Source organism: Chamaesiphon sp. OTE_75_metabat_556 (assembly GCF_031378165.1).
In the GTDB taxonomy this organism is placed as follows: domain Bacteria; phylum Cyanobacteriota; class Cyanobacteriia; order Cyanobacteriales; family Chamaesiphonaceae; genus Chamaesiphon.
This window is the reverse complement of the sequence record NZ_JANNDR010000457.1, coordinates 1-21,838: the sequence shown is the minus strand read 5'-3', so window position 1 is coordinate 21,838 and position 21,838 is coordinate 1. Positions and strand designations below refer to the sequence as shown.

The window sequence follows — 21,838 nt, the reverse complement described above, 5'->3', positions numbered from 1 at the left end:
TTGTGGGTACCCTGGATCTATGCTTTGGTTAACTGCGGAATACCGGATTGCCACACTGTAGATAAGCAGTGGCAGTTAAATTGTAAGTGAGTGAGCCAGAGATAATGATGTTTAAGCAATTGTGGAAATTTAGCGGTTTGGTCGGAATCTTATTGGTGGTAGCAGGTTGTAGCGATCGCCAGCCACAGGCAACTGTGAGTACGCCAACCACCGTAAATGCCAATCCAGTGCCATTAGCTGCGCCTAAGAATGTTTGGATGACCCACTTCGAGCAGCTCAATGGCACTCCCTATCTCTACGCACCGATTTATGTCGCCGAACAAGAGCGCAAAAGTATTCTCAAACAGATTAAATCTGCTAGCTCTAGTAGCTACGAAGATCGCTGGAATTATGGCGAAACTGATATTCGCAATTATATGTTTGTCCATCGCGATAACTTGTCTGGGAGCAAACTGCTTGCCAATAATAGCTCGCGGATCTTACAGCTAGAGCAAATTGGTGAACCTTTGCCACCGAGCAAGTCAAATCCCGACACAACCGATCGACCGAACAAGCTCAAAACGGTCAACGCACTATGGTATGTTCGAGCTGTCTCAGATACAAACAGCGATAAACAACTCAGTTCGTTAGACCGCAAACAAATCGGAATTTCTGATGTTTCTGGTGCAAATTATACGGAAATTATTAAGGATATCGATAAAATTTTGTTAAATTCGCGGATCGGAATCGATCGACGCTTAGTAATTTACACTTCAGGTAGCAAGCGGTTTGTGGCGAATATTAATCTCCCCACCCGGACGGCTACCATCAAGGAGTTACCAGCGATAAATTAACCAAAAATCGACCGATCGCCTGTAACGACCAAGCACCGTTTTTTGGAAATGGTGCGGTACACTATAGGGTGATAGGAAGAGCACCAAGTGCGTGGGAGGAAGTTGTTTTGGATGAGTTACGAGCGGCTTTAGAATTGGCTACCGAAGACGAATTACAGCAATTAACCAGGATTCTCTTTAGCCGTAAGTTCAATCCCTTAGACTATGTTCGCACTCCAGACTTGGTAGATATCCAGAGTCAGGATCGGGATGTGTGGCTAGATTCGATCGAAGATCGGTTTCGGTTTTTGGCAGCCGATGGGATTACCGTCTTGCAGGGACGGACTCAGGCTGTCAGCTATCGGCAGACATTGGTGCAAGTCTGTCGATATCTCAAAATTCCCTATTCTAATCAGCTCAGTACCACCGATTTAGAAGCAGAAGTATTTTTGCATCTGATGGGTAAAAATTGGCACAAGCTGCCCTCTGGAGATCGCGATGCACTGACGCTCCGAGTCCAGAAATCCTTGGCAAATACTAGCTTTGGGCAGCCTTTACCCGCGCATATTCAACACGACCCGATTAAACTGATTTTAAAAGGGAGTGGCGCGATCGCAGTCAGTTCGGTGCTCAAACCATTAGTCCTGCATCAAATTGCCCGTCAATTTGCGTTCCACTTTGCCAGCTATGAAGTTGCCAAGCAAACTCTAATTCGGGGCGGACTAGCGGCTACCAGCCAATTGCAAAGCTATATCGCCCTCTACATGGCCAAACGCGGCATGATGCTCTCAGCGACCCAGCAGGTGGCTGTGCGCGGCGTTTTCACTATTTTGGGGCCAGCCATGTGGGGCTGGTTTTTTGCCGATCTCGGTTGGCGATCGATTTCGACCAACTACGGGCGCATTATCCCGACAATTGTCGCTTTGGCTCAGATCCGATTGACGAGATCGGATGATTGGGACTTGGCGTATTGTTAAATCGCGACCCCATCTAATATGATGGGGTCGAATTCCCCTGTACGGCTACTTAGAGCGGCTACTACCTAGATATGTCCACTGCGGCTGAAAAAACAAGTTGGCGATGGCAGTTAGAACAACTCCAACAGCAAGTGGGAGAATGGATTGAAGTAAAATTGCGATCCGACGATCGCGATCTGAATCTCGATATTTTCCCACCTTGGCTGGGACCACTATTAATTCGCCTCGTGTGGTTGATTTTAGCGGGGTTAGTTATCTGGTTTGGTTATCGGATTATTTATCCCTATTGGCAACGCTGGGTATCACAAAACGATCGATCAAAATTGACTCTAGATCGACTCCCAGAACGCGTATATACGGTAGCAGAATTGCTAGCTCAGTCCCAACAGTTTCAGGCGGATGGTGACTATACCCAAGCCAGTAGATGGCTGTATTTAGCCATGCTGCAACGATTAAATGATGCCAATCTTATTGCCCATCAAGCTAGTCGGACCGATCGCGAATACCTGCAATTATTACGAACCGTTCCAGTGATGAATGCGGGTGAAATTTTAGTGTCGATCCACGAACAACTGCATTTTGGCGATCGAGCTATTTCCAGCGCAGATTTCGATCGGTGTCAACAAGCTTATCAACAAATTGAAAATCAGTTGATAGTTAGAGTATGAATTTCAATCTAGCGGTTTAAATACATGATGTTGGCTGAATCGATCGTTAATGACTAAGTGATACATGACAGATTTTAAGAAGCTATTCAAACAATATTGGCAATTTGGATTAATCGCGGCGATCGCGATCGTCGTAGTAACTTTTGTCAGTGCCACAGGTGGCGATAGCAGGCAGGCCGGATCGAGTTATAGCAATGCTGCAAATGGTTATAGTACTTGGTATCGGATGATGTCCGAACGTGGTATGAAGATGCATCGCTGGCAGAGATCTTTTCCTCAACTCACCAAAAATTCTGACTACCAATCGGCAACGACACTACTTCAAGTCAATCCTCAATTAGAGAAATTGCAACTTACTAAACTTCAACGAACATGGGTTAGTCAAGGCAATACACTCGTTATTTTAGGGGTAGCGGCACCAGCTTGGGAGATGCCATTTCAGACAGATTTAGAGAGTTTTCAAGGAAATGTCAGAATTGAAACTACTCGCAGATTTAGAGCAGATAGTATTAAACAAGAACTTCCGCAAAGTACCTTTAAATCATCAGTTTTAAGCGATCAATCTGGCAGTGTGATCGCCACATTTAAACTAGATAAAGGTCTGGTAATTATTGCTAGCACATCGCATTTAGCAGCTAATGCCTATCAAGATTTCCAGCCTAATTATGAATTATTAGCCACGCTCGTTACTCAAGATCGCGGACAAGTATTAGTCGATGAATATATTCATGGTTATATCGATCGGCAGCGCAAGTCGGCAACTAGTCAAAAGACCAGCAGCGACGAAATAGCTGACGATCGCGAAACCGATGGTGATGCTCTAGCATATTTAGCTAACACGCCATTATTTATTGTCTCGCTCAATATTTTATTGGGAATACTTGTCTTATTTTGGCAACAAAATCGCCGATTTGGTAAAGTTATCGTCCCCAAACTGCCAGAAATTGATAATAGTGAAGCCTATATCCAAGCTCTGAGTGGCGTACTTTACCAAGCCAATAGCAGTGAATTTGTGCTCCAAAATATCGGTAGAGCCGAACAATTGACTTGGCAACAAAAATTAGGTTTGGGGAAAGAGAGACTGGTAGAACCACAGACTTTAATTACCGCGTGGGAAACCCAGACCAAATTACCGACCGAAGATCTCCGCTTTGTTTTACAATTAACCACGGTAGCACGACGTCTGACACCTGCCGAATTAACCAACTGGCTAGCAAAGGTGCGGACGATCAATCGTCAACTTAATAGGGGTTAGGGAATAGGGGATAGTGAATAGTGAATAGTGAATAGGGGATAGTGAATAGTGAATAGTGAATAGTGAATAGTGAATAGTGAATAGTGAATAGTGAATAGTGAATAGTGAGTTTGAACGCAAGCATTCTTTATATCTCCCCGCTCCCCGCTCCCCGCTCCCAACTCCCAACTCCCAGAATGACACACGCAATATTCGATCGACTCAGCAATGCTTTACAAGAAGTTGTATTCGGACAAGAACAGACAACCAGACAGCTTCTAATTGCCCTGCTCACAGGCGGTCATGTCATTTTGGAAGGAGTGCCAGGTACGGGAAAAACCATGCTGGCGAGGGTACTGTCGCAACTAATTCAGGCTGACTTCAAGCGGATTCAATTGACTCCAGATATTTTACCCGCAGACATTTTGGGGACAAATATTTTCGATCTCAGGAATCAGGAATTTGTCCTCAAAAAGGGGCCAGTATTTACTCAGATTCTCCTGGCCGATGAGATCAATCGGACGCCACCAAAAACCCAATCAGCACTCCTCGAAGCAATGGCCGAAGGGCAAGTTACCCTCGATGGTGAAACGATGATGTTGTCGGATTTGTTTTGGACGATCGCGACGCAAAACTCACTGGAATTTGAAGGGACATATCCATTGCCCGAAGCGCAACTCGATCGATTCTTGTTTAAACTAATCGTCGATTATCCATCGGCTAATGCCGAACGCGAACTGCTATCAACCGCGCGTTCGACTCAGCCAGGAGCGAGAATCAACGCCCAAAAATTGCAACCTGTAGCGACAGTCGCCGACTGTCTCGCCGCCCGCAAATCGGTACAGGAAGTTGCCGTCAACGACAATGCGATCGATTATCTCCTGGCACTAGTCCAACAGACTCGCCAACATCCTGATCTCAGCCTGGGAGCTTCTCCCCGTGCGGCGATTGCTTGGTTACATGCCAGTAAATCGGCAGCTTGGCTCGATCGACGTCAGATGGTAGTACCTGATGATTTCAAGCAAGTTGCGATCCCGCTCTTACGTCACCGCCTAGTATTGCGTCCCGAAGCACAGCTAGATGGCTTGGAAATCGATACGGTGATTGCTGGGGCGATCGATCGGGTGCCAGTGCCTAGATAGGGGGTAGAGGGTAGAGGGTAGAGATAGTTCGGGGTATCCCTGGGGTGAAACGATCGATCCTGCTTGTATTTCAGTCAGAGAAAGAGCTTGAGAGATTGGAACGCCAATTGGCTGCGGGGAAGGTCGATCGAGTAACTTAGAGTTATCCAAACAGCTCACATCTAAAAATTGCTTGACTGACTTACCATTTGATCCACAGACCTTACCGACCCTCATCGAGCAAGGATATATTATTCGCCAAACGCATCCTAGCTTACCGCTGACGATCTATAACTACACCGCCAAGGCTCAATTCGATCGCTATTGGGTGGCTGAGACTTTACACTGTCGGGGTTTGGTATTAGATGCAGATTACCAGCCGATTGCTCGGCCTCTGCCGAAGTTTTTTAATCTCAGCGAACATCAGGACACCTTACCAGAAGGCGTGCCAGAGATCTACGAGAAGCTCGATGGATCGTTAATTATGCTGTTTTGCTATCAAGGTCAGTGGGAAGTAGCTTCACGGGGTAGTTTTGCTTCGGATCAAGCCCAAATGGCACGGGTATTATTAGCCGATCGACAAGCGGATTTAGATAAGCTAGATCGAAAGTATACTTATTTATTTGAAATTATTTATCCGAGCAATCGGATTGTCGTAGACTATGGTGCGGCGCAGCGATTGGTTTTATTAGCTGCGGTGCATACTCAGACTGGTGCGGAGTTAGCACTAGCTCGGGTGGATTGGATCGATCGAGCGCAGACTTATCCGGCGACGACTTTACCCGAATGGGTTAAATCGATCGAGGCAAGTCAGGCAGAATTGAACAATCATGAGGGTTTTATTCTCAAATGGCCGAATGGCTTTCGGCTCAAGTACAAACTCGCTGATTATGTCCGGCTGCACCGGATTATTACTAGAATTCAAGCTAAGGATATTTGGGAATGTTTGAGCCAAAACCAAAGCTTGGAGCAGTTTCTCGATTCTGTGCCGGATGAATTTTACAATTGGGTGAAGGATACTAAGTTAGAGCTAGAAGCCAAATATCAGGCGATCGAAACTGAATGTCAGCAAGCTTTCAAAGATTTGGGCAATAGACGAGAAACTGCGATGTATTTCCAAACCCAAACATATCCTGGTGTGTTGTTTCTGATGCTAGATGGTAGGGATTATGGCCAAGTCATCTGGAAACTGATTAAGCCGGGATATGAAAGACCGTTTCGAGTTGAGGAGTAGGTTTTAGGCTGTTTAGGCTAGTACCAAGCTTAGTGGCAAACTATAAATACTTGTATGATGCGGTTTTCTTAGTGAGGGCAGAACCCGGATCTGGGGGTTCCGACCCCCAGTCCCCCCGTTGAAAGGCGGGACGCCGCCTCTCAAACTCTCCTGCGTAAGGTTCGATCTGTGTGAAGCGGGGTGGGGGGCATAATGGCGATCGCATCATCGATCTTTGGGGGCTACCGGACTAGAAGTTAACTGAATCTTAACTTTTTATACTCCCAACTATTCACTATCCACTATTCACTATTCACTATCCACTCCTCGCTCCCAACTCCCAACTCCCAACTCCCAACTCCCAACTCCCCTATGAAACTCATCCTCACTAAAGGCTTACCTGCCAGTGGAAAAACCACTTGGGCGAAAGAATATATCCAAAAATACCCAGAGACGGCAAATCTGTGTAAGGACGATCTGAGATTGCAATTGAGTGGTACGAATAAACGTGAAAAGCGGATTGTTAAGGTTCGCGATCTGTTGACGGAGTATTACTTTGAGCAAGATTATTCGGTGATTTGGTCGGATACTAATCTCAATCCCGTTCATTTGCGGCGGGCGACGGAATTGGCGGCCAAGCATCAGGTGGAGCTGAAGATTCAAGATTTTACTGATGTTCCTTTGGCTGAGTGTATTCGGCGCGATTTGGTACGATCGAATTCGGTGGGACAACAAGCGATCGAGCAGATGTATTATGACTATTTACATATGCCAGAGTCTCCGCCAGTCTACGATCCGCAGTTACCCGACTGTTATTTGGTGGATATCGATGGTACATTGGCACTCGTTGGCGGAGCCTCTCCTTTGGAGAATCGCGGTCGCTCGCCATTTGCTTGGGATCGCGTCGGGGAAGATGCTCTCAATCCCGCAGTAGCACAGACGATCGCTAGATTAGGACGCGATAGTGAGATCGTACTGTTATCGGGTCGATCGAGTGTCTGTTACGATCTGACAGTTGCTTGGCTCAAAGAATACAATATCGACTACAAAGATCTGTTCATGCGTCCAGTTAACGACCAGCGGCCAGATGAGATGCTCAAATCAGAATTATATTATTTTCACATCCGCGATCGCTATAATGTCATTGGTGTAATCGACGATCGGCCAAAAGTGTGTAGGATGTGGCGTAGCCTGGGTTTGAGTGTTTTTCAGGTTGGTAATCCCGACTATGAATTTTAAGCTGCGTTGCCTCAGCAGAGGATGGAATTTTCTCGGAATGTACCTGAAACCTGGAGGGGTAAGCAGACGGTAAACGTCGCACCTTGACCTTCACCAGCACTTTCGACTGTTACAGTACCGCCATGTAACTCAACGATCGATCTCACGATCGACAGTCCGAGTCCGAGTCCGGGATGCGATCGATCTTGGAAGGTATCTGCTTGACTCCAGCGATCGAAGACGTGAGGGAGAAAGTCACTACCGATCCCACAGCCAGTATCGTCGATCGTTATTTTGGCGAGATTGTCGAGGTATTCTAATCGCACAGCGATCCGTCCGTTGATGGGAGTGAATTTAATAGCATTGGTTAATAAGTTCCAGACTACTTGCTGTAATCGAGCGGGATCGCCGACCATTTGCTCGACAGAATCGATCTGTCGAGCGGAGGCTCCGCCAACGAGGTGGGATTCGATCTGAATCTGCTTGGCGTCGGCGGCTAATTGGACGACATCGATCGCGGTGGCAATTACAGTAGTGAGCTGAAACGAACTAATATTTAACCGGAGCTTACCGGAAGTAATCGCCGAAACATCCAAGAGATCTTCAATCAGTCGATTTTGAGTTTTGGCACTTTGTTCGATCGTTGCTAGTGCATGATTCGTTTTGACTTCATCAAATTTTTGCGTGCGGAGCAATTGCGCCCAGCCGAGAATGGCACTGAGCGGGTTGCGGAGTTCATGGGAAACTATTGACAAGAAATCATCTTTAGCACGATTTGCTGATTCTGCCGCACTCCGCGCTAATTGCTCTCGCGCGACAGTAGCTTTGAGTTCGGATTCAAGACGTTTGCGATCGGTAATATCTTCGATCGCTAGTAAAATATTCACACTACCTTCAGCTTGATTCATTTTGCGAGCATTGAGCAGCATGGTTTTGTGTCCGATCTGCTCGAAATTATGCTCGACTTCAAAGTCCTGAAGTTGGCTGTTGGTGGGGAGAATTTCCATCAGTAACTGTCTCAGCTTGGGGATATTCCACTGCCCATTGCCCAACTCAAAAATCAACCGATGCTCGGTATCGGCGATCGTCGCCTCAAAGGTGCGATAGAACGACTGATTGGCGGTAAATACCCGCAAGCGATCGTCTAGGACGATCAGCGGCTCACGCACGGTTTCGACGATCGCTTGGGCATAGTTGCGAGCGGATTCGAGCTGTTCGATTCCGCATTTGAGCGCGTGGATATCGACCAACATCACCATCGCGCCATCGATCTTGTTATCGATCGTTCGGTAGGGTCGAATCTGCAGGTCGTACCAGTGCCCATCCCGATCTTGGACTTCTTGCTCTTTGATCGTCAGGGTATTGATGACTTCAAGAATCTGAGCTGCTAAGTCGGGGACATTGAGCGTATGGTTGATATCGCCTAGCGGTCGCCCGATATCGGTGGGAATTAGATGTAAAATCCGCTGGGCAAATGGGGTAAACCGGCGGATGCGCAGATCGCTGCCCAGCATCAGGATCGGAATGTTCGTGCTACCAATCAGATTTTGTAAGTCGCTGCTAACTTGAGTGAGTTCGATATTCCGCCGCTGTAATTCGTCGTTGATCGTATTGAGTTCTTCATTCGATGCCTGGATTTCTTCTTTGGCAGTTTCTAGCTCTTCATTGCTGCTCTGAAATTCCTCATTACTAGACAAAATTTCTTCATTAGCTACTCGCAGATCTTGATTGGTGGCCTCCTGCTCCTCAATAATTGATCGCAGATATTCTTTGGTATCGGTTAGTTCCTGGTTGAGTCGGGCGATTTCGCGCTCGTCACTTAGCTGCCGATTTTGGACGATTTCGGTGTCATGTCGATCGAGCAGATCGGGATGAATAGGCGCAATCGCGATAGTACTTTCGACAAATAACACTAAAAAGTATTGTTCTTGTGTACCATGTGTATTGAGCGGAATTACTTCCAAGCTCACCTGTCTCATCCGATCGCCTACTTGGATCTGTAAACCTTCCTTTTTCGTCACCGACTTGCGCTGCTTGGCTTGGTGAATCACCGTCCGCAGCTCCAGCTTCAAGCCATCTTTGGCCATTTTGAGCAAGTTATGGCTGGCTCGACCGGGCGCAGGTTCCAGGTAGAGACTGGTTTGGCCGCGAAAATGGAGAATCTCTAGATCGTTATTGATAACCACCCCCACAGGTGCAAATCGATCCAAGACGATCCGATCTGCTTCTTGCTGCAAATCGAGATCGCTCCAGGTCGTAGTGGCATTTTTAGAGCTGGGATTGAAAATACCGTTGGCCGGACTGCTAGCGAGCAAATCCAATGTCAGCCGCGCTGGAACCAATTTGCGGGCGTAGATCTTCTGCTTTTTATCGATCGTCGTAAACAAGTCCGCCGATTCACCCGTCGTTTCGGAGCTACCCAACATCAGAAACCCCGCAGGCTTGAGTCCATAGTGGAAGGTGGGCAAAATTTTCTGCTGTAAGGCTGCACCCAGATAAATCAGCACATTCCGGCAACTAATCAGATCGAGCTTGGAAAAGGGCGGATCGCTACACAAGTTTTGACGGGCAAAGACACACAGTTCGCGGACGGATTTGCCGATCTGATACCCGTCCTCGACTGGCACAAAAAACCGCTGGAGTCGTTCGGGGGAAATATCAGCAACTGCACTGCGTTGATAAAAACCAGTTCTGGCTTTTTCGATCGCCCAATCGCTGATATCTGTCGCATAGATCTGAATCGACGGTCGGATAGTTTGGGTATCTAAAAACTCTAATAGGCAAATCGCGATCGAGTAGGCTTCTTCTCCGGTCGAACATCCCGCCACCCAAATCCGAATCGACACCTCTGGCGATTTGGCGGCGATCGTGGGAAATACCTTGGTTTGTAAGACCTCAAACGCGATCGGGTCGCGAAAGAAACTGGTCACATGAATCAGGATATCTTCATATAGTGCCTGAACTTCTTCAGGATGTTCGCGCAGATAAATCACATAGTCTTCGATACTTTCGAGTCTATATAGCACCATCCGCCGCAAAATTCTGCGCTTCAAAGTGGTGTGTTTATAAAGCGTGAAGTCCACACCAGTATAAGTACGCAGCAAGATAAAGATCGTTTGTAAAGCCGTCTCACCTTCTAATAAGACTTCGATCGCCTTAGCTGGTGTGGGGTGGGCGACATAGGGATGGCGGCTAATTTTGGCCAATTCTTGGGCGATTTCGGCTGGTGGCAGAATAAAGTCAACGCGTCCGGTTGCCACTGCCGTATTTGGCATACTACTCACCTTGGCAGAGGCTTCACATTGGGCGAAGGTAATCCCCCCGGCTTCTTTAATCGCTTCTAGTCCCCGCGAACCATCCCCATCGCCGCCAGAAAGGACGACTGCGATCGCTTTGCTGCCCAGATCTGCTGCCAATGAGAAGAAGAACGTATCGACAGGCATCGGCTTGGTGCGATCGCGAGCGGTCAGTTTGAGGACACCTTGCGCGATCGCCATCTTCGTATTAGGCGGAATCACATAAACCTGGTTAGGTTGGATCGCCATTCCACTCTGAACTTCGACCACTGGCATCGCCGTCTCTCTAGCGAGGATTTCCGTCAACAAGCTTTTTTGGTGAGGATCTAAATGCTGAATTAGCACAAACGCCATCCCCGTATCGATCGGCAGATGGCTTAATAATTGCCTAAATGCTTCCAATCCCCCCGCCGAAGCCCCAATTCCCACTACCGGAAAGCGATTTTCTGGTGAAGATGTTTCCGCTTCAGTGAGCTGAGAATCTCGATCGAAAGATTGCGGTTGGTTCATGTTGTTGTTTGGAATTATCCAAAGGTCGGTCGCTCGCGGAGATGGTGGTCAAAAACAGATTTTAGATATATCGATCGTCAAAGCTAGACAAGGCCACGATCAACCTATGATTTCATTCGATTTAATGTCAAAATATTTTTGATTTATCTAGTATTTGCACCATCAATGAGCAGATAAAATCAAATAACTTGTTTAGTTAACAAACCAATACTTTCGATCTACAGCCTGAGAATACTTAGCGATTTTCGATCCACATCGATCGCTCTAAATTAAGCTTTTGCAAGGAATGAGGAATGAGGAATGAGGAATGAGGAATGAGGAATGGTCGTTTCAGCGATCTGAACCCGATCAAGTTACCACAATGTTTCAGGATTGTTTCTGTTTGAAATTTCATTTTTCTTATACTGAGATTGCCATGCATGATTTTCGATATTTTAACTCTATCTATCGACAGATAGTTTTGCGAAGAATAGTAAATGCTAATAAAACTTACCCACATATTTAATCTAACACAAGATAATAGACGAAATTTAGAATTGTTATTAATATACTCACAACTTACTCACATTCATTTGCTTTAATACGATCGAGAGCAACAATTAATCCACGAATATTTTGACAGTCAATTCAGTGGGAGTGTCCAGCGTTATCTTCTCAGCCACTACAATCGACCCAGGCAAAATCCATGAACACTAATCCATGCTTTACTTCTAACTGTCATAATTGTCGGTTCTTTCAACCCGACGGCAACTATCATGGTACCTGCGGTCGGCTCCACGCTCCGATGCTGGGAAAATGGCCAGCTTGTCAATTAGCGCTACCTAAATTTGAGTCATTAGCACAATCCCCAGCAGTGGAAATCTTCGCCGATCGAGTATTGGCAACCATCAATTAGCACCGAGTGCCGATCGTTTTGGAGCGGCACAATCGTCTCCCTTTGCGTCCTTGGCGGTACCTACTTACAACTTCACTCAAACACCAAAAACCTTAGCGTTCTTTGTCTTGATGCGCTAAACCGTCGGGGAACAAAGGCGTGCGCGCATCGCTGCGTTAAAAAATCCGACCTCACACGCAACAAAAAAGACCCCCGACTTCTTGACAAGTCGGGGATCTAATGACGGCAGCCAAATTAGATGACTTCAGCAGCCGTTCCAGTGGGCACCAATCGATCGAGACCCTGCTTGATCAGCGTGTGGAGGTACGCCGCTCTTTGATTGGCTTGGAAGACCTTCTGGAGAGTAGCACCGAGCAGATCGAGATTCCAGGCATGGCTTGGTGCTAGCGCGACGAGATCTTGAGCTTCGAGATACTCAACCAAGGTTAAACCCGCAATCCGCGTCAGATAAGCTGCACTCAAACCCTGTACCAGTCCCCCTGCCACATAAGTTGCGGCATTGGTTTTCAGGACGCCAGCAACTGTTTGGGTACAGAGTTCGACCAACCCTAATTTCAACATCACATTACCTATCGCCCCAGCCGCCGCTTGCGCGTGTTCGAGTGAGAATTTCTGTTGATAGATAGCACCTAAATCGACGACCATTTGGGCATTAACTGCCGCCGTCGCGAGTAAATCTAAGGCGGGGACGGGATTGGTAAATGCCGCCGCACCCACAATCCACTGATTGCGATCGATCGTCGGTAAGGCGCGATCGCGTCTGACTCGATTGAGAGCGGATTTCGCAGCGATTTGGACGCCAGAGAGTTGCCGATAAGTATTTGCCCAGACTAGTCGTTCGCCATCTTTGGTCAGGATTTCGGCGAGTTGATGCTGAAGATCGCCAATTTCGACTGGGGGTGTTTCGAGTCGCTCGACAGCAGTACCATCTGCTTGCAGACTGCGGACTTTCATCGGTGCTGGGGCGGTACTAGTAGCCACGATATCGGTAGCTTTGAGAGTCCCAGTCACCGCCATTTGCAATTTTTGGAGGATGAGCTGGCGTTCGTCAGGGAGATAACGATCGGACTGATTGAACAATAAGATTACGCGCTGCTGGGCTTGCTGGAGCGTACTGAGATATTTGTATTCTGTGGCAGTCAGGTCGCCATTGGTCAGGAATAAGACGAGATCGGCAGTCAGTGCCAATTTTTCGGCTGTGGCTGTAGCGGCATCGCCTTGGGTACCACTAGTAAATAAAGCTGGTGTCTCGGTATAGCGCAATGGTGTCGCTGCGGGAATTGGTTGCTTGGTGAGAATATCGAGCAAGCTACTTTTACCGACTCTGTGTCCGCCAGTAATCGCAATCTGGCGTTCGGGTCGAGTTAAATTGGCCTCAGCTTGGCTTAATTGGTGGCGTAATAAGTCAATCTGTCCCGATTGGGGACTTTCAATTGCCAATTGACTAATAACTAATGCTACTTGGCTGGATAGACGATCGATCTCGAATCGATCGATCGCCGCTTGAGCTAGAGTTACTGGCGTGCCACTTCCGCGCCGATTGTACCACCAATAACCACCTCCAGCGGCGATCGTGCCCAGTGTCAACCAATCGCCAACACCCGCGAGACTGTGAGAGAGACTATCTAAACCCCACAAGCCGAGTGTAATACCAAGCCCACCGATGAGAAGCGGACGCTGTAATCGTGCAGTCATAGATGCCCCGTCAATATCCATGCTAAAGAGTGACAATTATCTTTAGCCTACCCGATCGTCACCACGATCGATATGGTGGAAATCCCGATCTTTACTTAAGTTAAACAAGGCGGTTTCCTGCCAGTGATACTTGTGGGGCATTGGGAGTTGGGAGCGATCGATTTGTTGTGAAGCAAACAAGCATCGCGACATAGAGCAGTAACGATCGATCTCCGTAGCTGGTTATTTTTTCCTAGTTAATTCGAGCGTGATTTTGCCACCAAAATCGGGAATTGGTGCCCCCGGTTTGTGCAGTTTTAACTCGACTTGTTGCACCAGATCGAAAGCAAGGACGGTGGTAACGATTTTGTCTGCGAGTTTTTCGATCAGCGCAAACTTGGAATTGGCAATGATGTCCTTGACAGCGAGAATCACGCTGCGATAGTCCAGCGTCTCCTCGATCAGATCGCCCTGTGCGGCGGCTGTTAAGTCTAGGCTCATCCGTAAATCGACCTCAAACCATTGACCTAAAATCTGCTCCTCCGGCAAATAGCCCGTATAACCATAACAACGAATTCCCGTTAATTGAATGACATCCATAAATTAGTTAGCAATAGATCGAGATCAGCGATCGCTTGTCGATCCAGATTTGGAACGGATATCGCAGTTATCGCGATCGCTAGTTCCGCAACGTTTGGCAGTCAACTTGAAGACCAGATCTAATTGATTCCCGGCCAGTTACCTTGATTCATTTCATTCCAAACTTCATCGATGAGCATCCCCGAATTTTCTGGTTTGCTGTGATCTTGGATGTTGAGAAATTCTTCGCTGCTTTCAGTAATTCCGCCTGTTTCAAAACTGAGCAGATCGCTATCGGAAAAATCCAAACCGAGATCGGCCAAATCTAGTTCCATCATCCCATTGGGTGTCGTATTAACGCCCCCAGCATCGGTCGCATTAAAGTTATAGGCAATTTCATCGATACTATGCTGGATGCTCGGTTCGCTGCGATCCTCTTCTTGCTCTAGAGTTGTTTCTGCAAAATGGGGAATGATTTGATGGGTATCGGTAGGATGCAAATCGGCTGGTGTCATCGCAGCGGCAGCCATCACACCTACAGCAGCAATTCCCGCAGCGGGTACCACCGCATCAGCTAGGGGATGAGAGTGATCGACAGTGCTATTGTTGACGATCGATGGTGGTGGCAAAGCACTCGCTGGGGCAGTCACGGCAATTAGATCTGCATGTGACTCTGGAGTCGTCGCGGAAACGCTATGAGGAGGTGGTGGTGGGTCGATCGATTGTGCGCTGGTGCTACTAGGCAGGTTGCCGACTGTGGGGATGCTGCTAGCGGTAGTGCCCTGTGCGGCTGAATTTGGCTCATCTGGGCAAAATTCCAGACACAACCTAATTCGGCCTTTTTGCCAGCCTTGGGAACCAAATCTCAGGGCTTCACAATCGATGCCTTGGGGCGTAAACCAGCCATTATGCGCTTCACTCCAATTAGCGATCGCACTTTTGAGATGACCTTCGATCGCTTCATTCAACTCGCCGACTCTAAACGTCCGTTGTCCGCCTAATACTTGAGTATCGTGTTGAACTGAAATAACTTCGCCACTTGCCAATGATTCAAAGCGATCGTGCATAATCTTCTCCACTAACTGCGCGCAAATAAATACTTAGATTTTAATTGAATCAGCGATCGATAGTTGTGCTGATCGCTAACTTTAATATTACAGGAACCAACCGTAACTGTGTAATCCTTTCCCCAACAAGTTAACGCCCAAATAACAAACCCAAACCACTACAAAGCCGAGTGCTGCGAGAATTGCTGGTTTGCGGCCTTGCCAGCCCTTGGTAATCCGCGAGTGGAGATAAGCGGCAAATACCAGCCACAGAATTAGTGCCCAAGTTTCTTTGGGGTCCCAGCTCCAATAGGAACCCCAGGCTTCATTTGCCCAGACACCGCCAGCAATAATCCCAATTGTCAGCAGGGGAAAGCCCAAGCCAATAATCCGATAGCTGATATTATCGAGGGTGTCTGCCAAACTCAAGCGTTGTGGCGTCAATGTAGTAGCTGCTAACATTGTCGGCAATTCCAACACTGCGGTCGTACCGAGATCGCTATTCGAGATCGCCATTGGCTCTGCGGACATCTTCGGAGTAGGTTGATTTGCCAAACTACTAGTCAACCGATAGCCACTCCCGCCAAAAGAACTGCCCCGCAGCTCGATCTCTTGACCGCGCGTGACAAACAAAAAGGCGATCGCCAGGACAGAACCGACCAGCAATGTGGCATAGGATAGCATCATTACACTGACATGCATCATCAGCCAATTAGATTTGAGGGCGGGGACTAATGGTGCTGACGCCTGCATATCATCGGGGAGTTTCAAGGCGGCAAAGGCCGTAATCAGCATCGCAACTGGTGCAGTGACGACGCCAACCAACGCACTCCGACTGATCGATTCGGCAAACAGGTGCATCGTGGTCACGCCCCAAGCCAAGAAAAACAGCGACTCATATAAGTTGCTCAATGGGAAATAACCAGCCTCGATCCATCTGGCACTCAGCAGAGCACCCATACAGAGATTGGCGACGGCCATGCCAGTAGTGCCGAGATTTTGGAGCAATGGTACTTTCGGGAACGCCGCACCAACCCAATAAATTAGCATTGTCAGAAACAAGATGCCAAAAGAGACGTTGTCCAGTTGATTCTGGAGTGATACTAAGTTCATATCCGCGCTAATTTTTGAGTAATTTTTTAAAGATCGATTCTGATGGGTACGAGCGGCAACTATTGAGAACTAGCTGGATATTCGCGAAATAGCGATCGCGCGCTCTATTCTTGCCAATCGGGAATCACCCACACTGGGGGAGCCGTCAACCGCTTGCGCCGCGCTTCCTCGGCAATTTCGTGCATCTGGTCTAAGGAAGTTTCGTTAATAAATTTGGAAGCTGACTGGACATGAGCTTGATTTTGACAGCGATCGGGTTGAATACAGCCGTTGGTACAAACTTCACTACAGTTAATTGTCTTAGTTTCCACTGTCTCTATCTAGAAAATTTAAAAGTTATTCATATTTTAGCTCAATTCCCCTCATGCCTCTGCCCGCTCTCGGTCGCGCCTCGATCGAGCTAAAAAAAGTCAGAAACTAGCACTCATTGCCAGTTTCTGACGGAAGAATATTAAGTTAATAATTAATCTTTACCAACAGCAGGAGTTTAAAGTTCCCGTCTTGAGATAGATTGCGATCGGAGTAGGGTATAAATCCCTGTCCCAATCGCAACGCTGTCTGTCTTGACTAAAACACATGCTCCTCCACTCTCCGCGTGATTTCAGTCGCAACTATCAACTATCAATTATCAACTATCAACTATTAACGTTTGTCACGGAATCCAGTCAACCAATCGCGTAACTGTTCGGAAGCCACATCGCGACCGCCCAAACCGAAGGAAATCGCCACGGCGACTGCAATTGCACCCAGCATGAGGCCGAAAGCTAAGTTAACGATACTAGCGGCAATGCCCATTTGTTGGAGCGCCATCGCACCGACAAAGGTGATAATTGCCAAGCGCGCGATCTGTGCCAGCGTCCGCGATTGTTGCGTACCGGAACTAGCGACGACTGAGTGAGCTAGATTAGCCAGATATAGACCGATTGCAAAGACGACAACCCCAGAGAGGACTTGTCCGGCAATCAAGAGCAAGCCATTGACTAGTTGAGTCAATGAGTCAATGCCCAGGACGCCAGTAGCCGCAACAGCAGCCACCAACATCACGCCAATCCGCGCTACCAAGCCAGCGACTTCTGATGGCGTCTGCTTGCTAGAACTAGGAATGATCGTCCCGCGTGTAGTCGGTACACCTTGGACTGGTGGTGTGGTGGTATCGATCGTGGATTGATGTAAGGAATTGAGTCCCAACGTGCGGAAGATATTGTTGAAGCCCAAGCCACTGAGTAAATTAGTGACCAGATCGCCAATAAACTGACTCACGACATAAGCTACTGCCAAAATGGCGGCAGCGGTGAGAATCTGGGGAATGATATCCAAGACTCTTTGGAGCATCGAAGTTGCAGGACCAGAAATCGCGGGAATCTGGAGGGCATCGAGGGCGGCTACCGCAGTCGGAATCAACACCATCAAGTAGACAACAGTACCTAGCAAACCAGAGAGAGATTGACCTGGAGCCGCTCTATTCAGGCCAATTTTGGTAGCCAATCTTTCTGTGCCAGCCGCAGCCAGGAGATTGGTGACCAATTCTCTCACGATCCGCGCCACAAACCAGCCGACAATCCCGATCAGAGCTGCTTTGAAAATATTTGGTAGCGCACTGAGGATATCGTTGAGCAGATTTTGAACTGGTGCGAGTGGGCCTCTGAGATCCAGGACATCCAGGATCAGGGGCAGGAAAAATAAGAAGACAAACCAGTAGAGGGCATTACCTAATGTTTCGCTAGGCAAGACTTGGTTTTCACCGACAGCCATCCGCTGCGACATCGCTGGGACGATCGTCCCTGCAGTCCGGACGACGATCGCTTTGACAGCGGTTGCTACCAACCAAGCCACCGCAGCTAATGCTGCTGCTGAAGCTAATTTCGGTACGAATGCCAAGATTTGGTTGAGGACATTATTGAGTGGTTGCGCTACCACTGTTAGGTTGAGCGCGTTGAGAAAGGCGAGGACGGCAAATAGAAAAATTAGCCAGAAGACGATGTCCCCGACTAATTTTTCAGTATTCATGTTCGATCTACTACCACCACTAGCCATCCGACCCAAGCGGTTATCGAGGTCAGTCCGTTTGAGCAGATTGCGGACGACTGACGAGACGATAAAGGCGACGATCCAACCGATAAATAGTGTCACGACTGCGCCGAGCAAACTGGGGAGGTAAGCTCCGATGGTACCGCTAGTTTGCTTGACAAGATTTTCGACACCAGCAGTAGAAAAGTTAGTTGTTGTCGTCGTGGTTGCGGGTGCGGCGACCTGAGCAACTAGCCAATTGAAATCGAGAAGCTGACTAGTCTCAGATAACATCCCGAGTGATTGCCAAGTTTCGTTCATATTTTTGCGATGTAATAAGTTGTAAATACCAGTGTTGACAGCGGCTAACGCGATCGACCTGGTCTAGTTTTCGATCTTTAACACTACAGGAAGCGATAGTGGCCGCAAGACCACTAGGATCCGGTGGCGATCGAGAGTTAGATCTGGTTGTGACAGCAGATCTAGAATTGGCAGCTCAGATCTGACGGGAAGATGCAATTGTTGACGATCGGACAGATCGTCACAGATCGAACCAGCGGCAGTGCAAGATCCTGATTTTCAAACTTTCGATCGCCATCCTAAATCTAAGTTAAAGATTCTTTAACTTCTTATCGATTTAGTTGCTTAAAGTTAGTAAATCAGGTAAAGATCTCATGCAGCAAAAGTATCTGATCGAAATTTACAGCAGTAATCACTAGCCATCGGTCAAGTTAGATAATATCTACTTGTTACCGATTAAATAATTACCACTAAGACGTAGCTTACCACGTTCGATCGATAATGACATCTAACGAAAATGTAATGTTTTGCATTTTTCAATCGATTCTCAGAGCAGAATTAGTAGCTAATTTAACAAATATTCAAGAATAAATTTAGCTAGTCATCTGCGCTTAATCCTATATATGGCAACGCGATCGCCCACACATTGTCAAAATGCAACTGTCGATCGCCAGCCATCAATTAGTGACAAAATTTAACTGCGTTGACTTTGTTTAAAGAATTGATACATTTCTGGTAGCCGATTGACGATCGCCGCAGTTTTGAGCCAAAGTTTGTGGGAAACTGCGGGATAACCCGATACGATTTCACCCGGTTCGACGTTACTATGAATTCCGGTTTTCGAGGAAGCAATTGCGCGATCGCCGATCGTTACTTGATTGGCGACGCCAACTTGTCCGGCGAGTAAAACACCATTCCCAACTTTCACGCCACCAGCCAAACCAACTTGAGCGGCCAGAGCGCAATTAGCACCGATCTGACAACCATGCCCGACATGTACCAAGTTATCTAATTTGGTCGCGCGACCGATCCGCGTTTCGCCGACAGCCGGTCGATCGACCGAGCTATTACAGCCGATCTCCACTCCGTCCTCCAAGACCGTATCGCCCGCCTGTTCCATCTTGAACCAGCCTGTGGCCGTCGGCACGAACCCAAAGCCCTCTGAGCCGATGACAGCCCCACTGTGGATGACGCAATCGTTACCGATCCTGACTCGTTCGTGAATGGTACAGTTGGCATGGAGGGTGGTGCGATCGCCAATCTGGACATTGGGATAGATCACCACATTGGGATGAATGACCACCCCAGTGCCAATTTTCACCCCAGTTTGAATGACTACATGTGCCCCGATCGATACGTCTGCACCCAATTCCACCCCTAGTTCAACGATCGCACTGGGATGAATGCCCACTGGCAGTCGAAAGGGTTGATAAAATAATTTGATGACCTGGGCAAATAATAATCGCGGTTCGCTAGCAGCAATCCAGGCAATGCCGCGAGCGTCAGCCTGGGTGTGGATCGTGGCATTCATCGGCAAAATCAACGCACTCGCCGCCGTAGTGTCCACAAATTTAGCAAACTTATCACCTTCGATATAGCTAATCGTCCCTGCGGCTGCCGCCTCGATCGGTGCCAAGCCAGTTAAGATGGGGTTGCGCTGGCGATCTCGATCGGCACTACTCGCTGTGACAGCAGACCCTAGCTTAATTATCAGTTCGCTAAATTGCATCATCAATTCGGGGGTAAGGATTAGTTAGTGTCAGACCAAATCGGACTATTACTTAAAATGTTATTACCATCTGTCGCCATCTCGATCGCGATTAACTACCTTGGTAACAGCTTCACGCCAGTCCCAACTACCAGTATCGTCCTGGTTACTGTCTTTTTGCCATCTAGTACCTTGGCAATTTGGTTGTGGTGGCAAAGCCTAAAACCTAAAACCTAAAGCCTAAAACCTAACCTCTACCCTCTACCCCCTATCCATGGGAATATAGAAAACGAAACAAAAATCGAGGAACTGAAGATAGATTGTGCGTAAAGTTATTCTGGCCGGTAATTGGAAGATGTATAAAACTCAGGGAGAAGCTGCTGAGTTTTTGATGGAATTTGGCTCGCAAATCGATGATGCACCCGAAACTCGCGAAGTAGTGTTGTGCGTGCCCTTTACCGATTTGGATATCGTGAATAAGAGCTTGCATGGCAGTCGCATTCGCTTGGGTGCTCAAAATGTCCACTGGGAAAATTGTGGAGCCTTTACTGGCGAAATTTCTGCCAATATGTTGACCGAAATGGGCGTCAGATATGCGATCGTCGGACATAGCGAACGCCGACAGTATTTTGGCGAGACTGATGAAACCGTAAATTTACGGCTCAAAGCAGCACAACGGGGCGGGTTGATTCCCATTCTCTGCGTAGGGGAAACCAAACAACAACGGGATGCTGGTGCCGCCGAAAAGACGATTTTCGCACAGATGGATCTGGGGTTACAGGGGATCGATCTTGATCGATTGGTGATTGCCTACGAACCGATTTGGGCGATCGGGACTGGCGAAACTTGTGAAGCTAGCGAAGCAAATCGGATCGTCGGGCTAATTCGCAGTCGCTTGACAAATCGCAATGTCACGATTCAGTATGGTGGATCGGTCAAGCCAAGCAATATCGATGAAATCATGGCTCAACCCGAAATTGATGGTGTCTTAGTTGGCGGTGCGAGTCTAGAGGCTAGTGACTTTGCGAGGATTGTTAACTACAAATAAAATCAGTTAGCAGTTCTGACCATCAATTGACGATTTTACTGAGTGAAAAACTGCCAAAGTAGTCGATCGTTACCAGGCAAAATTATCGAGATGCGATCGAATGCGATCCGATCGACTAAAATAGCATAGCGTTAAATTAAAACCCATAGGGCAAATGCCTGAAAGAGCTATAAATCCGAAAAGTGCCACAGGTTGTCTACTGGTGCTCATCCCAGCAGCACTGACGATGTCTGCGCTATTTGTGGCGTGGCCAGTAATATTGGGCGTAACTCTACTTATTGCTGGTGGAAATATCTGGCAAAGTTACGAATGGTCGAAGACAGTTCGATCGATCGATCCGGTTTTTCAACAATTAATCGTGCAAAATCGCGGCGAAATTTCGGCGCTCGATTTGCTTCAGTAGCTTCACAGGTTTCACC

Annotated in this window: 18 protein-coding genes; 10 read left to right on the top strand and 8 right to left on the bottom strand. The window is 47.7% G+C overall.

All coding sequences use genetic code 11. The features are described from left to right. The first annotated feature begins 107 nt into the window (after window positions 1-107). The 7 genes from RMO27_RS18565 (at window position 108) to RMO27_RS18535 (ending at window position 7,264) form a co-directional block, all read left to right on the top strand. Window positions 108-833, top strand: a complete 726-nt coding sequence (locus tag RMO27_RS18565) for a hypothetical protein (RefSeq protein WP_309735269.1) — start codon at window positions 108-110, stop codon at window positions 831-833. Between the two features lie 107 nt (window positions 834-940). Beyond that, window positions 941-1,789, top strand: a complete 849-nt coding sequence (locus RMO27_RS18560) for a YaaW family protein (RefSeq protein ID WP_309735267.1) — start codon at window positions 941-943, stop codon at window positions 1,787-1,789. 71 nt (window positions 1,790-1,860) lie between these two features. Beyond that, window positions 1,861-2,457 (top strand): DUF4129 domain-containing protein, encoded by a 597-nt coding sequence (locus RMO27_RS18555; protein ID WP_309735265.1) that lies wholly within the window; start codon window positions 1,861-1,863, stop codon window positions 2,455-2,457. Between the two features lie 64 nt (window positions 2,458-2,521). Further along, window positions 2,522-3,712, top strand: a complete 1,191-nt coding sequence (locus RMO27_RS18550) for a DUF4350 domain-containing protein (RefSeq protein ID WP_309735263.1) — start codon at window positions 2,522-2,524, stop codon at window positions 3,710-3,712. A gap of 176 nt (window positions 3,713-3,888) precedes the next feature. Beyond that, window positions 3,889-4,833 carry a MoxR family ATPase gene (locus tag RMO27_RS18545; RefSeq protein ID WP_309735261.1) on the top strand — a complete coding sequence of 315 codons (945 nt, stop codon included), beginning with the start codon at window positions 3,889-3,891 and terminating at the stop codon, window positions 4,831-4,833. Window positions 4,834-5,005: 172 nt separating this feature from the next. Beyond that, window positions 5,006-6,046, top strand: coding sequence for an RNA ligase (locus RMO27_RS18540; protein WP_309735259.1), 1,041 nt, complete (start codon window positions 5,006-5,008; stop codon window positions 6,044-6,046). A 351-nt stretch (window positions 6,047-6,397) separates the two neighbouring features. Continuing rightward, window positions 6,398-7,264: an AAA family ATPase gene (locus RMO27_RS18535; protein WP_309735258.1), complete on the top strand. Its 867-nt coding sequence runs from the start codon at window positions 6,398-6,400 to the stop codon at window positions 7,262-7,264. A gap of 11 nt (window positions 7,265-7,275) precedes the next feature. Here the strand turns inward: RMO27_RS18535 and RMO27_RS18530 are convergent, their stop codons facing one another. Further along, the gene (locus tag RMO27_RS18530; protein WP_309735256.1) at window positions 7,276-11,049 is read right to left on the bottom strand and encodes a chemotaxis protein CheB; all 3,774 of its coding nucleotides are present in this window, start codon (window positions 11,047-11,049) and stop codon (window positions 7,276-7,278) included. Window positions 11,050-11,734: 685 nt separating this feature from the next. Between RMO27_RS18530 and RMO27_RS18525 the strand changes: the two genes are divergently transcribed. After that, the gene (locus RMO27_RS18525) at window positions 11,735-11,944 is read left to right on the top strand and encodes a hypothetical protein (RefSeq protein ID WP_309735255.1); all 210 of its coding nucleotides are present in this window, start codon (window positions 11,735-11,737) and stop codon (window positions 11,942-11,944) included. Window positions 11,945-12,178: 234 nt separating this feature from the next. On the opposite strand, the gene RMO27_RS18520 is transcribed toward RMO27_RS18525, so the two are convergent. From RMO27_RS18520 to lpxD, 7 genes are all read right to left on the bottom strand, one after another. After that, window positions 12,179-13,639: a DUF697 domain-containing protein gene (locus tag RMO27_RS18520; protein WP_309735253.1), complete on the bottom strand. Its 1,461-nt coding sequence runs from the start codon at window positions 13,637-13,639 to the stop codon at window positions 12,179-12,181. A 222-nt stretch (window positions 13,640-13,861) separates the two neighbouring features. Then, window positions 13,862-14,218, bottom strand: a complete 357-nt coding sequence (gene folB / locus RMO27_RS18515) for a dihydroneopterin aldolase (RefSeq protein WP_309735252.1) — start codon at window positions 14,216-14,218, stop codon at window positions 13,862-13,864. A gap of 119 nt (window positions 14,219-14,337) precedes the next feature. Then, on the bottom strand, window positions 14,338-15,264 hold the full coding sequence (locus RMO27_RS18510; protein WP_309735251.1) for a KGK domain-containing protein: 927 nt from the start codon (window positions 15,262-15,264) through the stop codon (window positions 14,338-14,340). Window positions 15,265-15,351: 87 nt separating this feature from the next. Then, the gene (ccsB, locus tag RMO27_RS18505; RefSeq protein ID WP_309735249.1) at window positions 15,352-16,356 is read right to left on the bottom strand and encodes a c-type cytochrome biogenesis protein CcsB; all 1,005 of its coding nucleotides are present in this window, start codon (window positions 16,354-16,356) and stop codon (window positions 15,352-15,354) included. A gap of 104 nt (window positions 16,357-16,460) precedes the next feature. Continuing rightward, entirely contained in the window at window positions 16,461-16,667 is a 207-nt protein-coding gene (locus RMO27_RS18500; protein WP_309735247.1) for a hypothetical protein, read from the bottom strand. Window positions 16,668-16,998: 331 nt separating this feature from the next. Next, complete coding sequence (locus tag RMO27_RS18495; protein WP_309735245.1) at window positions 16,999-18,684, bottom strand: mechanosensitive ion channel; 1,686 nt, start codon at window positions 18,682-18,684, stop codon at window positions 16,999-17,001. 673 nt (window positions 18,685-19,357) lie between these two features. Further along, on the bottom strand, window positions 19,358-20,392 hold the full coding sequence (lpxD, locus tag RMO27_RS18490; protein WP_309735271.1) for a UDP-3-O-(3-hydroxymyristoyl)glucosamine N-acyltransferase: 1,035 nt from the start codon (window positions 20,390-20,392) through the stop codon (window positions 19,358-19,360). Window positions 20,393-20,419: 27 nt separating this feature from the next. Between lpxD and RMO27_RS18485 the strand changes: the two genes are divergently transcribed. Next, a complete protein-coding gene (locus tag RMO27_RS18485) occupies window positions 20,420-20,608 on the top strand; it encodes a hypothetical protein (RefSeq protein WP_309735243.1) in 189 nt (62 codons plus the stop codon). Window positions 20,609-20,693: 85 nt separating this feature from the next. Further along, window positions 20,694-21,419 (top strand): triose-phosphate isomerase, encoded by a 726-nt coding sequence (tpiA, locus tag RMO27_RS18480; RefSeq protein ID WP_309735242.1) that lies wholly within the window; start codon window positions 20,694-20,696, stop codon window positions 21,417-21,419. The last annotated feature ends 419 nt before the right edge of the window (window positions 21,420-21,838 follow it).